At 65.1% G+C, this 13,373-nt stretch carries 11 protein-coding genes; 6 read left to right on the top strand and 5 right to left on the bottom strand.

The genetic code is table 11. From position 1 onward, the window contains the following. Positions 1–7: 7 nt before the first annotated feature. The gene (locus tag ACZZZM_RS01585; protein ID WP_463593360.1) at positions 8–1,243 is read right to left on the bottom strand and encodes a multidrug effflux MFS transporter; all 1,236 of its coding nucleotides are present in this window, start codon (positions 1,241–1,243) and stop codon (positions 8–10) included. Positions 1,244–1,348: 105 nt separating this feature from the next. On the opposite strand from ACZZZM_RS01585, the gene ACZZZM_RS01580 reads away from it, so the two are divergent. The 3 genes from ACZZZM_RS01580 (at position 1,349) to ACZZZM_RS01570 (ending at position 4,221) form a co-directional block, all read left to right on the top strand. Then, positions 1,349–1,843 (top strand): hypothetical protein, encoded by a 495-nt coding sequence (locus ACZZZM_RS01580; protein ID WP_463593359.1) that lies wholly within the window; start codon positions 1,349–1,351, stop codon positions 1,841–1,843. A 76-nt stretch (positions 1,844–1,919) separates the two neighbouring features. Beyond that, the gene (locus ACZZZM_RS01575) at positions 1,920–2,870 is read left to right on the top strand and encodes an isopenicillin N synthase family dioxygenase (RefSeq protein WP_463593358.1); all 951 of its coding nucleotides are present in this window, start codon (positions 1,920–1,922) and stop codon (positions 2,868–2,870) included. Positions 2,871–2,928: 58 nt separating this feature from the next. Then, positions 2,929–4,221, top strand: a complete 1,293-nt coding sequence (locus tag ACZZZM_RS01570) for a homoserine dehydrogenase (RefSeq protein WP_463593357.1) — start codon at positions 2,929–2,931, stop codon at positions 4,219–4,221. On the opposite strand, the gene ACZZZM_RS01565 is transcribed toward ACZZZM_RS01570, so the two are convergent. Both ACZZZM_RS01565 and ACZZZM_RS01560 read right to left on the bottom strand, forming a co-directional pair. Then, positions 4,218–4,526: a hypothetical protein gene (locus ACZZZM_RS01565; RefSeq protein ID WP_463593356.1), complete on the bottom strand. Its 309-nt coding sequence runs from the start codon at positions 4,524–4,526 to the stop codon at positions 4,218–4,220. The genes ACZZZM_RS01570 and ACZZZM_RS01565 overlap by 4 nt on opposite strands. Positions 4,527–4,587: 61 nt before the next feature. After that, positions 4,588–4,938: a hypothetical protein gene (locus tag ACZZZM_RS01560; protein ID WP_463593355.1), complete on the bottom strand. Its 351-nt coding sequence runs from the start codon at positions 4,936–4,938 to the stop codon at positions 4,588–4,590. Positions 4,939–5,070: 132 nt separating this feature from the next. Here ACZZZM_RS01560 and glpX point away from each other — a divergent pair, with 132 nt between their 5' ends. Both glpX and ACZZZM_RS01550 read left to right on the top strand, forming a co-directional pair. Further along, positions 5,071–6,042, top strand: a complete 972-nt coding sequence (glpX, locus tag ACZZZM_RS01555) for a class II fructose-bisphosphatase (protein WP_463593354.1) — start codon at positions 5,071–5,073, stop codon at positions 6,040–6,042. A 200-nt stretch (positions 6,043–6,242) separates the two neighbouring features. Further along, positions 6,243–8,105, top strand: a complete 1,863-nt coding sequence (locus ACZZZM_RS01550; protein ID WP_463593353.1) for a CocE/NonD family hydrolase — start codon at positions 6,243–6,245, stop codon at positions 8,103–8,105. Positions 8,106–8,218: 113 nt separating this feature from the next. Here the strand turns inward: ACZZZM_RS01550 and ppc are convergent, their stop codons facing one another. Beyond that, on the bottom strand, positions 8,219–10,891 hold the full coding sequence (gene ppc / locus ACZZZM_RS01545; protein WP_463593352.1) for a phosphoenolpyruvate carboxylase: 2,673 nt from the start codon (positions 10,889–10,891) through the stop codon (positions 8,219–8,221). Between the two features lie 176 nt (positions 10,892–11,067). Between ppc and ACZZZM_RS01540 the strand changes: the two genes are divergently transcribed. Further along, positions 11,068–12,114, top strand: coding sequence for a hypothetical protein (locus ACZZZM_RS01540; protein ID WP_463593351.1), 1,047 nt, complete (start codon positions 11,068–11,070; stop codon positions 12,112–12,114). A gap of 18 nt (positions 12,115–12,132) precedes the next feature. Here ACZZZM_RS01540 and ACZZZM_RS01535 read toward each other — a convergent pair whose 3' ends face one another. Next, on the bottom strand, positions 12,133–13,161 hold the full coding sequence (locus ACZZZM_RS01535; RefSeq protein ID WP_463593350.1) for a L,D-transpeptidase family protein: 1,029 nt from the start codon (positions 13,159–13,161) through the stop codon (positions 12,133–12,135). Between the last annotated feature and the right edge of the window lie 212 nt (positions 13,162–13,373).

Raw genomic sequence — 13,373 nt, 5'->3', positions numbered from 1 at the left:
TTGCGGACTAACTTGCCTTAAACATTCGTCCCCGTTCGGTGACCGCGACGATGGCGAAGGAAAGCAGGCCCATCGCCAGGAAGCCGGCATAAAGCGGCACGGTGGTGCCGTCGAAGGATTGGCCGATCAGCGCGCCGATCACGGCCCCGCCCAGCGTCGTGATGAAGCCTTGCAGGCTCGATGCCGTGCCTGCGATTTCGCCCATCCGCTCCATCGCCATCGCCGAGAAGTTGGCATTGGCCAGGCCCATGCACCCCATCATCAGCGCCTGCAGGATCGTGAACGACCACAGATTCTCGAACCCCGTCCAGGTGATGGCAAGGTGCACCGCGGCGAACACGATCATGCCGCTGAGTGCGGTGTGCGAGATGCGGCGCATGCCGATCTTCATCACCAGCCGCGAATTGAGGAAGGCGCCGACCGCCATTGTCCCTGCCACGCAGGGAAAGATCACCGTAAGCAATTCGGGCCGGTGAAACACGTCGTCCATGATCTGCGGGATCGAGCCGATGAACCCGAACATGCCGCCCGAAAGCAAAGCGATCGCCAGCGTATATCCTATCGCGCAACGGTCGCGCAGGACGAGCACATAGTCGCCCAGCACGCGCGACGGATTGAGCGACAGCCGCCCCTGCGGCGCCAGTGTCTCGGGCATGCGCAGCCAGAACCACAGACAGACGCCCGCCGCGACGATCGCCACGCCCCAGAAGATCAGCCGCCAGCTGCCGACGAACAATACGAGCTGGCCCAGGCTGGGTGCGAAGATCGGCGCCGCCATGAAGACGATGAAGGCCAGGCTCATCACCCGCGCCATTGCCCGGCCGGCATAGCAATCGCGCACCAGGGCGACCGAGACCACGCGGGCACCCGCCGCCGCCGTGCCCATCGCAGCGCGCGCGATCAACAGCAGCACGAAGCTCCCCGAGATCGCGGCGAGCGCACTGGTCACGACATAGGATGCCAGCGCAATGGCGAGGACCGGACGACGGCCATAGCGATCCGAAAGCGGCCCATAAGCCAGCTGCGCGATCGCGAAGCCGAGCAGGAAGGCGGTGATGACATATTGGCGGTGATTGGGGTTGGCGACGCCCAGCGCTTCGCCAATCGCCGGCAATGCCGGCAGCATCGAATCGATGCCGAGCGCGGTCAGCCCCATCATCGCTGCGATCAGCGAGACGAATTCGGCAAAACCCAGCGGCGCCTTGTCCGCGCTCTGGGCACTCAAATGCGGCTCCTTGTCCATGGCGGCTCCAATGGGGGATCGCGCCGCCCGCGTCACCCCCGCTTGACCGAAAAGTGGCTAACCTATAGTGTGTTGTACGAATAATACGCCCACGGAGAAACCGCCATGAATCGCTTCGCATTGCTGCTCGCGCCGCTTGCCCTCGCCGCATGCGACGGTGCCGGCACAAACATCTCGCTCAGCGGCGGAGACGGCGAGGGCAATGTCAGCATCAAGACCGGCGCCGATGGGCAGGTCTCGATCGAGGCGCCCGGCGTGTCGATCGCGAGCAAGCTGCCCAAGATCAACCTCACTGCCGAGGATTTCGACGTCAACGGATTGAAGCTCTATCCCAATTCGGCGATCCGCGAACTCAATGCCGTGGGCAGCGACAAGCTTGGCGAGAAGCAGGACAGCCACGTCACCGTCGCGTTCGACAGCCCGGCGCCGCTCGCGACCGTCCAGGCCTGGTTCCGCGATAATCTCGCCAAGCAAGGCTTCAAGGTCGAGGCCAAAGGCAGTGGCTTCGCGGGGACGACCAAGGATGGCGAGCCGTTCACCCTGGAGCTCAGCGCCGATGGCGAGCACAAGGCCAAGGGGCGGATGCAAGTGAAGGGCTGAGGACAATTGCCGTAGCGCGGCGCGCTTGTCCGCGGGGCGCTTGCGGGTCTATCCGGGTCTCATTCAGGAGACTCGAATGTCCACCAACGTCCTAGAGCAGGTTCCGCTCATCTCGATGGCCGATCAGGCCGCAGATCCCGAAGGCTTTGCGCAGAAGCTCGGCGCATCCTTCCAGCGCTTCGGCTTCGCAATGGTCTCAGACCATGGCGTGCCGCAGGATATCGTCGATCGCGCCTGGGCGACCACCAAGGCGTTCTTCGCGCTCCCCGAGGACGAGAAGCGCCAATATTTCGTCCCCGGCCAGGGCGGCGCACGCGGGCTCACTCCGTTCAAGACCGAGATCGCCAAGGGCGCGGCCTATGTCGACTTGAAGGAATTCTGGCATGTCGGCCGCGAGCTGGCCAAGGGGCACCGCTTCGAGGAATTCATGCCCGCCAATATCTGGCCCGACCGGCCCGAGGGGTTCAAGGAAACCTTCCTCGCGCTGTTCCAGGCATTGGACGATGCCGGCGACCGGCTGCTTTCGGCGATTGCGCGCTATCTGAAGCTGGAGCCCAACTGGTTCGATCATGCCGTGCGCGATGGCAATTCGGTGCTGCGCCTGCTCCATTATCCGCCGGTCGACGAGAATGCCCCCGAAGTCCGCGCCGGCGCGCATGAGGATATCAACCTCATCACCCTGTTGCTCGGTGCCGAGGAGGCCGGGCTCGAACTGCTCGACCGTGACGGTAGCTGGCTCGCGGTCAAGCCGCCCGAAGGCGCGATGGTCGTCAATGTCGGCGACATGCTCCAGCGCCTCACCAACCATGTTCTGCCCTCGACCACCCACCGCGTTGTAAATCCCCCCCCCGAGCGCCGCGGCCATGCCCGCTATTCGATGCCCTTCTTCCTCCACCCCGCGCCCGATTTCATCATCGAGACGCTACCGGGCTGCATAGCGGATCGGCCCAACCTTTATCCCGAGCCGATCAGCTCGCATGACTATCTGCAGCAGCGGCTGGTCGAGATCGGCCTGATCAAGAAGTAAAGCTTTCTTCCCCTCGCCTCTCCGCACCGGCTAGGGGAGGCGCTTCAAGGGGGACTGCATGACCGAACCGCTTCGTATCGCATTGGCCGGCCTGGGGACTGTCGGCGCAGGCGTCATTCGCTTGCTCGACACCAATGGCGAGCTGATCGCGCGGCGGGCGGGACGAAGGATTGAGGTCGTAGCGGTCTCGGCGCGGGACCGGACCAAGGACCGCGGCGTCGATATCGGCCGGTTCGACTGGATCGACGATCCCGCCGAGCTCGCCCGGCATTCGAAGGCAGACGTTGTCGTCGAACTTATCGGTGGCTCGGACGGACCGGCGCTGGCGCTGGCGCGGGGCACGCTGGCGGCCGGCAAGAGCTTCGTCACTGCCAACAAGGCGATGATCGCCCATCACGGCCTCGAGCTTGCGCGCGCCGCGGAGAGTGCAGGCCTCGCCCTCAAGTTCGAAGCGGCGGTCGCGGGCGGCGTGCCGGTGATCAAGGGGCTGCGCGAAGGCGCCGCCGCCAACGTGATCGGCCGCGTCTATGGCATCCTCAACGGCACTTGCAATTTCATCCTCTCCAAGATGGAAGCCGAGGGCCGCGACTTCGCCGATATTCTCTCCGAGGCGCAGCGGCTTGGCTATGCCGAGGCCGACCCCAGCTTCGACATTGACGGCGTCGATGCCGCGCACAAGCTCTCGATCCTGGCCAGCCTCGCCTTCGGCACGCAGCCCGCATTCGGCCAAGTCGCAGTAACCGGCGTGCGCCACGTCATCGCCGCCGACATCGCCGAGGCCGAAGCGCTCGGCTATCGCGTGCGGCTGCTGGGTGTTGCCGATTCAGGGCCGCACGGCCTGTTCCAGCGCGTCCACCCGCACCTCGTGCCGATCAGCCATCCGCTTGCGCACGTCACCGGATCGACCAACGCCGTGGTCGCGGAGGGCAATTTCGTCGGGCGGCTGTTGTTCCAGGGCGCCGGGGCGGGCGACGGGCCGACTGCGAGCGCCGTGGTCGCCGACTTGATCGACATTGCCCGTGGCGAGTTCGGTCCCCCTTACGCAATGCCCGCCGATGCCTTGGCGACGCAGGAAGCGGCGGATAGCGGCGAGCGGCGCGGACGGGCTTATTTGCGCTTCACCGTGGCGGACAAGGTGGGCGTGCTTGCCGAGATCGCGGCGGCGATGCGCGATGCAGGGGTCTCGATCGAGAGCCTGATCCAGCGCGGCGCCAATGCAGACGGCAGCGTGCTGGTCGCGATCGTCACGCACGAAGCGCCCGAACGGTCGATCGCCCAGGCGCTCGAAAAGCTCCGAGGCTCGCAGGCTCTGGCCGGCGAACCGATGTGGATGCACATTCTCGGCGATTAATCGTCGATCGGAGTCTTCACCAGCGCCGTGCCCTTGCTGGGACAGACTGGCGCGCCGGTGACGCCGCAGGGCAGGCCGGTATTGCGCACCGCGAGATCCTTGCCGTCCACCTTCTCGGAAGGAAGATCGGTCAGGCGATAGCGAACATTGGGATCTTTCGAGACCGCACGGACGGGGATCCGCATCGCGCCGGGCCGCGAGCGGGCCGGGACACGCGCGCGGACGACCTTCACGCGCTTGGTGCGCTGTACGTCGGGCGTGGGGCCCATGGTCGCGCTGGCGAGTGCGAAGGCGAGGAGAAGCATTGCGTTGGCTCCGGCGAGATTAGTTGCGGATGCTCAACGTCCTTCGGCGGAAAAGTCTCCCTCAGGGCGGGGTCTCGCGCAGGCGGTACTTGACGCCGCCGCCTGAACTGAACGTGACACCGGCACCCACCGAGCCGCAACGCACCATGAACGCGCCCTTGCCGCATTCGACAAAGCCCTGCGCCTCGGGCGTGAGCACCATGGCTTCCTGCCCATTGGCATTGTTCGCGCGATTCGACGAAGCCACGAGCGGCGTCTGGTAGCGATAGGCCTCGCGCCGCGCGCAGACCACGACCTCGCTATCGTCCTTGGGCCGGGCGCAGCGCACCGTGGCGCTCGTCTTGGCGCGATACTCGGCATAAGCGGCGGAAACGTTGGTCGTGTCCTGAAGCAGCAACATGATCGGCAGCATGTACGAGCCTCCCCGGCGGAAACATTGCTCAACGATGTGGCCGAATTGCGATGCCGACAACGTTAGCGGAATCGACATTGCCTTGCGCCGCTCCTATCGCGGCGCCCAAGACTCAAAGGGGATTTCCGTCACATGCAGCAGACCGCCAGCCAGACCCTGGACCGCGTTCTCGTTCTCGAAATGGTGCGCGTCACCGAAGCCGCCGCGATTGCCGCCTCGACGCTGATCGGGCGCGGTGACGAGAAGGCGGCCGACCATGAAGCGGTCGAGGCGATGCGCGACGCGCTCAACAAGCTGCCATTGGACGGCACCGTGGTGATCGGCGAGGGCGAGCGCGACGAAGCCCCGATGCTGTTCATCGGCGAAAAGGTCGGCGCGGCGCAGGGCAGCGGCCCCAAGATCGACATCGCGCTCGATCCGCTCGAAGGCACCACGATCTGCGCCAAGGCCGGCCCGAATGCGCTGGCGGTGCTCGCTGTTGCCGAAGAAGGCGGGCTGCTCAATGCGCCCGACGTTTACATGGAAAAGATCGCAGTCGGCCCCGGCTATCCCGAGGGCGTGATCGATCTCGCCAAATCGCCGACTGAGAACGTCAAGGCGATCGCCGCGGCCAAGGGCGTCCAGCCCAACGAGATCATCGCCTGCGTGCTCGATCGCCCCCGCCACGAAAAGCTGATCGCCGAGCTGCGCGAAGTCGGCTGCGGCGTGATGCTGATCGGCGATGGCGACGTCGCCGGCGTGATCGCTACTACCGATCCGGACACGACGATCGACGTCTATATGGGCTCGGGCGGCGCGCCGGAGGGCGTGCTGGCCTGCGCGGCTTTGCGCTGCGTCGGCGGCCAGTTCAAGGGCCGGCTGCTGTTCCGCAACGACGACGAACGCGCCCGCGCCCGCAAATGGGGGATCGAGGATCTCGACAAGATCTATGACCTGACCGAGCTCGCCCGCGGTGACTGCATCTTTGCCGCAACCGGGGTGACCGACGGTTCGCTCCTCCAGGGCGTCAAGCGCCTCAAGGGCAAGATGACCACCGAAAGCGTAGTGATGCGCGCCAGCTCGGGCACAGTCCGCTGGATCAAGGGCGAGCACCGCACGGCCTAGGCCGGGACGCACAGAGCCGTCACCCCGGCCTTGTGCCGGGGTCCACGGTGCAGCTTGGCGAGCCGCTTGAGCCTCCTGCCTTGTGCTCGCGGATGGATGGATCCCGGTACAAGGCCGGGGTGACGAATTTGATGGCTGGGCCGCTTGTATCCAGCCGCTCTCCCGCTAGACCTTCGGCGTCTATATCGCTGGAGATACCAATGCGCCGTTTGCTCGCCACTGTTGCACTCGTAGCACTGGCCGTCCCGCTTTCCCCTGCAGTCACGCAAACCGCGCCAGCCACCGCGCCCGCCGCCGATCAGGGCTTCACCTTCGAGGAGGTGATGATCCCGATGCGCGACGGCATCACGCTGCAAACGGTGATCCTCCGCCCCAAGAACAAGACGGGCAAGCTGCCGATCCTGCTCCAGCGCACGCCCTATGGCGTGCCCGGCCAGGCGCCGGCGGCGGTGCCGGGGTCGTGGAAGTTCCTCGGCGAGGACGGCTACATCATGGTCTTCCAGAACATGCGCGGCCAGTTCAAGTCGGGCGGCGACTTCGCCATGTCGATGGCACTCGCACCCAAGGGCTCCAAGGCAGTCGACGAGGCCACCGACGCCTATGACACCGTCGATTGGCTCGTGAAGAACACCAAGGACAATAACGGCAAGGTTGGGATGTGGGGCGTCTCCTATCCCGGCTATGCCGCCGCCATCGCGCTGGCCAAGCCGCATCCGGCGCTCAAGGCAGTGAGCCCGCAGGCGGCGTGGAACGACTGGTGGGTGCATGATGACTTGCACCGCTATGGCGCGATGCGCCTGTCCTACGCGACCGACTGGCTGTTCTCGCTCCAGAACAACGACCAGGGCAAGGATTTCGACTATGGCGGCAACAAGCCGGTCGACACCTATGACTGGTTCTTGAAGCTCGGCCCCGTCGAAAATCTCGACAAGAAATATTTCAAGGGCAGCGTCCCGCAGCTGACTGCGATGATCGAGCATCCGGATTACGATGGCTTCTGGAAGGGCCAGTGCTGGACCGACCGGCTGGGCGCGACCACTGTGCCAACGCTGCATGTCGCCGGCTTCTGGGATCAGGAGGATCCGCTCGGCACCTGGAAGATCTATGAAAAGATGGAGGAACAGGACCCCAAGGGCCTGAACATGATCGTTGCCGGCCCCTGGGCGCACGGCACCTGGCATACGCCCGCCAACAATGTCGGCTATGTGCCGTTCGGCAAGGATAGCGGCGTGGATTTCATGCGCGACATCGAGGCGCCGTTCTTCGCTTATTGGCTGCACGGCAAGGGCACGCAGCCCAGATCCGAAGCCAAAATGTTCCAGAGCGGATCGTGGGAGTGGAAGAGCTACGCCAAATGGCCTGCGCCGGGCGCCACTGCGACCAATCTCTACCTACGCGGCGACGGCAGCCTCTCCTTCACCGCGCCGGCCGCGGGCGAAGAATGCCGCGAATATGTCTCGGACCCGGCCAATCCGGTGCCATTCCGCGAGCGTCCGATCTCGCCGACCTATCCCTCCCTCGAGTGGCGCTGGTGGGAAGCCGCAGATCAGCGCTTCGCCGATCACCGCCCCGATGTGCTCAGCTATGTCAGCGCGCCACTGGAAGCCGACCTGACCGTCACCGGCGAAGTCGCGGCCAAGCTGATGGCCTCCACTTCAGGCACCGACAGCGACATGGTGGTCAAGCTGATCGACGTGCTGCCCGACGATTATGAGCGCGCGAAGAACCAGGCGCTCGGCGATTATCCGCGGACACTCAACGGCTATCAATTCCCGATCGCGATGGACGTCCGCCGCGGCCGCTATCTGCAGAGCTTCGAGAAGGCGACGCCCCTCACGCCGAACCAGGTGATCGCCTGGGACGTGCCGCTGCGGTCGCACGACCATGTCTTCAAGAAAGGCCACCGGATCATGGTCCAGGTCCAATCCACCTGGTTCCCGATGATCGACCGCAACCCGCAGAAGTTCGTGCCCAATATCTACAAGGCCAGCGAAGCGGACTTCGTGAAGGCGACCCAGCGGGTTTGCAGCGGCTCGATGGTGACACTGCCGGTGATGAAGTAGCGAGTCAGGGAAAAATGGGTACAGTCCCTATTTTCACTCACGCCGGTCGAGCAGGGCAAGGCGTTTGCAGGAAATAGGGACTGTCCCCGTTTTTGAAGGGCGCCCTCTTCAGATTAACCCGAGTTCCGCAGCGCCGTCGCGATCGCGTTGATCGACAGCAGGATGCCCTCGCCGATCCGCGGGTCGTCCTCGCCGGCGCGGTGGCGCTTGAGCAACTCGATCTGGAGCAGGTTGAGCGGCTCGATATAGGGCAGGCGCAGGCGGATCGAGGCTTCGAGCGCGGGATTGCGTTCCAGCAGGCGCGTCTGGCGCGTGATCTGTAGCAGCCCGTCATGAGCCGCCTGCCAGCCGCTCTGGATCTGGCCGAAGATCGCATCGCGCAGGGTCTCGTCCTCGACCAAAGCCGCATAATGTCCGGCGATCTCCATGTCGGATTTGGCGAGCACCATCTCCATGTTCGCCAGCGTCGATGCGAAGAGCGGCCAAGTGGTCGCCATTTCGCGGAGCAGCCCCTTGTCCTCGAATGCCTCGAACGCCGCGCCGACCCCGTACCAGCCCGGCAGCATGATCCGCGCCTGCGCCCAGCTGAATACCCAGGGGATCGCGCGCAGATCCTCGATCGCGTCGGATTTCTTGCGGCTGGCGGGGCGCGAGCCGATCTTGAGCCCGGCGATCTCGGCGATCGGTGTCGCCTGGCGGAAGAAGCCGCGAAAGCCCTCGGTCTCATAGACCAATCCGCGATACGCCTTGAACGCAGTGTCGGAGAGCTGGTCCATCGCCGCGGCGAATCGCTCGGCATCGGCGGGCGCGAGCTTTTCAGGTTCGAGGCTGGCAAGCAACGTCGCCGATGCCATGGCCTCGAGGTTGGTCATCGCGCTGGCGCGGGTGCCGTATTTGGCGGCGATGACTTCGCCCTGCTCGGTGATGCGGATGCGGCCCTGCACGGTGCCCTTGGGCTGGGCGAGGATCGCCGCGAAGCTGGAGCCACCGCCGCGCCCGACCGCGCCGCCGCGGCCGTGGAAGAGCTGCATGCCGAGATTGTGCTTGGCGAAAACCGGCTCGAGCGCAGTCGATCCGCGCGAAAGCTGCCAGGTCGAAGTCAGGTAGCCGCCATCCTTGTTCGAATCCGAATAGCCGATCATCACTTCCTGATGCCCGCGCTTGGCCGCAATCGCTGCGACTTCGGGGATGGCGAGCCAGCCCTCCATGATCGCCGGCGCGCCTTCGAGATCGGCGATCGTCTCGAACAGCGGGATCGCCATTACATCTGCGCGCGGCTCGGCGCCGGGGATATAGAGCCCGGCTTCCTTGAGCAGCAGATGGACCTCGAGCAGGTCCGACACCGATTGCGCCATCGAGACGATATAATGGGTGATGCACGCCCGCCCATATTTGGCGTGGCTTGCCGCGGCTTCGCGGACGATCGCCAGCTCGGTGGCGGTCTCTTCCGAATAATCGGCATAGGGGCTGGTCAGCGGGCGCGGACTTTCGAGTTCCCGGCGCAATAATGTTTCGCGAGCGTCCTCATCAAGCACTAGATAGTCCTCGCAGACTCCGCCGGCTTTCAGCAATTCCGCAACGACCCGCTCATGCACCGCGCTGTTCTGCCGCATGTCGAGCGTAGCCAGATGGAAGCCGAAGGTCTCGACTGCGCGGATCAACCGCCCGAGCGCGCCGCCCGTCGCCAGCGGGCCCTCGCCCTCATCGGCGAGCGCCCGCGCCACCGTGACCAGCTCGTCGCGGAATTCCGAAGGAGAGCCATAAGGCTCTGCTGCCAGTGGCGCCGGGCGCGGGGCGGGCTTCCCGGTCAGCGCCTGATGCGTCGCCGAAAGCCGTGCATAGATGCCCGAAAGCGCGCGGCGATAGGGCTCGTCAGCGCGGCTGCGCGCATCGTCATGGCTCGCATCGGCCAACGCCAGCAGCGCCTCGCTGACTTGGACATGCTCGGTCGAGATCGACAATTCGGCGCCGAGTTCGTGGACCGCGCCCAGATAATAGCCCAGCACGGCCGCGGCCGACTTCGCCAGCGCGAGGCGCATCGATTCGGCGGTGACGAAAGGATTGCCGTCGCGATCGCCGCCGATCCACGATCCTGCGCGCAGGAAGCTCGGGGCGCGCTCGCCCAGCGCCCGATCCCAGCGCGCATAAAGCGCGGGCATCACCGGCAGGAACACGTCGCGCAGATAGGAAAGCGCAGTTTCGACTTCGTCGGCAACGCCCAGTTTCTCGCGCCGCAGCACGCGCGTCTGCCACAGCAAGGCGATCTGGCGGGTGATCGCTTCCTCGATGCGGTCGCCATCCTCGGTTTCTTCGAGCCCGAGATCCTTGAGCGCCATCAGTTCGGCGACACGGTTCTTGTGATCGATCATCGATTTGCGGCGAACTTCGGTCGGGTGCGCGGTCAGCACCGGCACGATCAGGGCATGATCGAGCAGCTTCATCACTGCCGCATGCCCGATGCCTTCGGCCTCGAGCCGCGCCAGTGCGCCGCGCATATCGGCGTCGGCCTCGGCCGCCACGCCCTGCCGGTCTTCGGCAAGATTGGCGAGCATCGAGAACAGCATGAAGCCGCGAGTGAAATCGAGCGTCTCGTCAAGCGAAAGGCGATCGAGCCCGCGGTCGATCGCGCCCGCGCCCGCCACGCCGCGCGCGCGGTCCACCGATGTCGCGCGGATATATTCGATCCGCCGGAACAACTCCTCGCCGCCATAAGCGCGGATTACATCGCCCAGCAGCTTGCCGAGGAAGCGGACATCGGAATTGTTTGCGATTGCGAGGCTGGCCATAATTCGTTGCTGCACCGCAATAAGGTTCGAGGTCAACGTAGAACGGCTTGAGCCGTGGATAGTATCCCGCGGCCAAATCGGACCATTCCTTGCGGGTCAAAGCCGGCATGCAGGCATAGTCTCCTCTCTGACAGCGGTGCCGCCGATTGCGCGCCCGCATAGCCGGGGGGCAGGGGATGGATTGGAGTGTCCTGGGGCGTGGCGTGATGCGCGCGCTTTTCTCGCTGATCATCGCATTCTTCTTCCTGCTCGCTTTGCTCGTTGCCTCGGCGCAGCAGCAAGTGATGTCCCAGCTCGATCCCGGCGTCAGCTATTCGGTTGCGCGGCAGACCGTGGGCGACGCGGAGCAGGCGCGGAAGGACCTCGGCGCGGAATTGCGCCGTCGCGCCGCGCTGCAGATCGAGAAGCGCGGGCTCGAACAGCGCACCAACGATCTGGATTCCAGCCTCTATTCGAGCATGTCGAGCGTCGATCAGATCGCCGAGAGCATCCAGCATTCGCAACTCTGCGCGCGGATGAATGCCGATGGCCTGCCACAGGGTCTCGCCAAATGGGGGGCAGTCTATGGCTGTTATCGCGACGGCACGGTGCCCGCGGGCGACAAGGACGATATCCAGGCGCTGATCGATCCGACCGTCGATCCCACCAAGCTCACCGAGCGGATCAATCGGATAAAGTTCGATCTGCAGAGCGCCGACATGGCGATCGCCGACAGCGACGCGCGGATGACCTCGGCGCAGGATACGATCGCCAAGGCATCCAAAGCGAGCAACGCGCTGCAGATCGTCACTTTGCTCGACAAGAGCTTTGTCGGACTGTTCGGCTTCACCCACATCCCGCCGGCGCTGATGCAGATTACGCTCTGCTTCCTCTCGGGCCTGTTCGGAGCGCTGCTGATTACGCTGGTGCTGCTGGTCTACCCCAACAACGATCTCAGCTTCTCGAGCACCAACAGCTTCTGGAACCGCATCCTGCTGGGCGGGCTGATCGCAGTTGGAGTGTTCGTGATGATCGCGGGCGGCGTGGGTGTGCTCGGATCGAGCGAGGCGATCCTCAACGGGAACAACAATTTCCTGTCCTTCTGCGCGATCGGGATGCTGGCAGGCGGATTCTCGGACCGGTTCGCGAAATGGCTGTCGGACAATGCGACGATGCTGGTCAGCAAGACCCAGCCGAAGGCGCTGCCATCGCCCGAGGCGCCTGCGGGGGATCCGGTAGCCTGACGATCCCCTTGCGGCAGTTTATCGGGCGGCCGAACCGCCGCTAAGTTCCTCGTCCTCCAGCCAGCTGGCGACGGTCGGTTCGTTCTCGATCACTGCCACTTGCTGGCGAGAGACTTGGCCGCGCGCCGATACGCCAAGCGAATCCGGAATCACCACCATCGTCGTCCCCGGCCCGACTACCCCGGCCAGCGCGCGGCGAAAGGGATCGCTGCCCTGGAAACGCCCCGATGCCCGGGCCGGCATGTCGGCGGCCGGGGCGGCATAGGCTTGGCCCGGCAGCGGCACCTTCGCCCAGCGATAATCCCCCGCGATCACGTCGCGCAGAACATAGGCCTGGACGCGATCGACCACTCCGTCGAAGCTCACCGGCGCGGAGCCTATCTCGACGCCGTTGCGCAGCACCACCATCCGCCGGTCCGCGGCGCTCACCACGATCGACACCGGGCCGCTCGGCGAAAGTTCGGGCCGCCACACTGCCGGGCCGGACGCGCCGGCGCTCGCCAGTTGCGGCGTCGGCGCGATGCGCAGCTCGGCAGGCTGCTTGATGACCACCACGGTCATGCCGAGCTCGGTCTCGCCGAACAGCAAGGGCGCGAATGCGTGCGGCAGGCGGATGCAGCCATGCGAGGCGGGATAGCCCGGCAGCGATCCGCCATGCAGCGCGATCCCATACCAGGTGAGCCGCTGCATATAGGGCATCGGCGCGTTCGAATATTTGCTCGAACGATGCCGCGCCGCTTTTTGCAGGATCGGGAAAACCCCCAAGGGTGTGCGGTGGCCGGGCTTGCCGGTCGAGATGGTCGAAACCCCGATCGGCACGCCGTTGCGATAGGCGACCAGGCGCTGCGTTGCGATGTTGACGATGACGAGCATCGGACCCTCGGGAGCGATCTCGGGCGCCCAGATAAATTGGCCGGGCTTGAGCCGCGCGACCGCCTCCATCACACTGCCCGAGCCGAGCGGCTGCATCTGTGCGCTGCCCGCAGTCGCCATTAGGGCAACGGACGCGGTAAGGATCACCGCACGGCTAGGCTTGGTCCTCAGCATGGCAGGTCCCCCGGGGGCTGGGTCTAACCCGTCATTAACCATTGCGACTGTGAAATCATAGCGTGCGAATTGACCAATCGGCGGCGGTCGCCTAGCGAACGGGCGTCCTTCGGGGAGTAGCCGCCGCCGGCTTTTTGGCGGAGCGCAGCGTCAACATGCTCGGTGGAGACACCGTGGCGCGCGCGGAGAGCGGAGACCCGCTTTCAGGCGAG

Source organism: Sphingomonas sp. AC522, from assembly GCF_979258125.1.
This window is presented reverse-complemented; position numbering and strand designations above follow the sequence as displayed.

What these genes read in the sequence shown, in the direction of transcription:
- ACZZZM_RS01585 (WP_463593360.1), bottom strand. Translation starts at nt 1,243, where the DNA reads ATGGACAAGGAGCCGCATTTGAGTGCCCAGAGCGCGGACAAGGCGCCG.
- ACZZZM_RS01580 (WP_463593359.1), top strand. Translation starts at nt 1,349, where the DNA reads ATGAATCGCTTCGCATTGCTGCTCGCGCCGCTTGCCCTCGCCGCATGC.
- ACZZZM_RS01575 (WP_463593358.1), top strand. Translation starts at nt 1,920, where the DNA reads ATGTCCACCAACGTCCTAGAGCAGGTTCCGCTCATCTCGATGGCCGAT.
- ACZZZM_RS01570 (WP_463593357.1), top strand. Translation starts at nt 2,929, where the DNA reads ATGACCGAACCGCTTCGTATCGCATTGGCCGGCCTGGGGACTGTCGGC.
- ACZZZM_RS01565 (WP_463593356.1), bottom strand. Translation starts at nt 4,526, where the DNA reads ATGCTTCTCCTCGCCTTCGCACTCGCCAGCGCGACCATGGGCCCCACG.
- ACZZZM_RS01560 (WP_463593355.1), bottom strand. Translation starts at nt 4,938, where the DNA reads ATGCTGCCGATCATGTTGCTGCTTCAGGACACGACCAACGTTTCCGCC.
- glpX (WP_463593354.1), top strand. Translation starts at nt 5,071, where the DNA reads ATGCAGCAGACCGCCAGCCAGACCCTGGACCGCGTTCTCGTTCTCGAA.
- ACZZZM_RS01550 (WP_463593353.1), top strand. Translation starts at nt 6,243, where the DNA reads ATGCGCCGTTTGCTCGCCACTGTTGCACTCGTAGCACTGGCCGTCCCG.
- ppc (WP_463593352.1), bottom strand. Translation starts at nt 10,891, where the DNA reads ATGGCCAGCCTCGCAATCGCAAACAATTCCGATGTCCGCTTCCTCGGC.
- ACZZZM_RS01540 (WP_463593351.1), top strand. Translation starts at nt 11,068, where the DNA reads ATGGATTGGAGTGTCCTGGGGCGTGGCGTGATGCGCGCGCTTTTCTCG.
- ACZZZM_RS01535 (WP_463593350.1), bottom strand. Translation starts at nt 13,161, where the DNA reads ATGCTGAGGACCAAGCCTAGCCGTGCGGTGATCCTTACCGCGTCCGTT.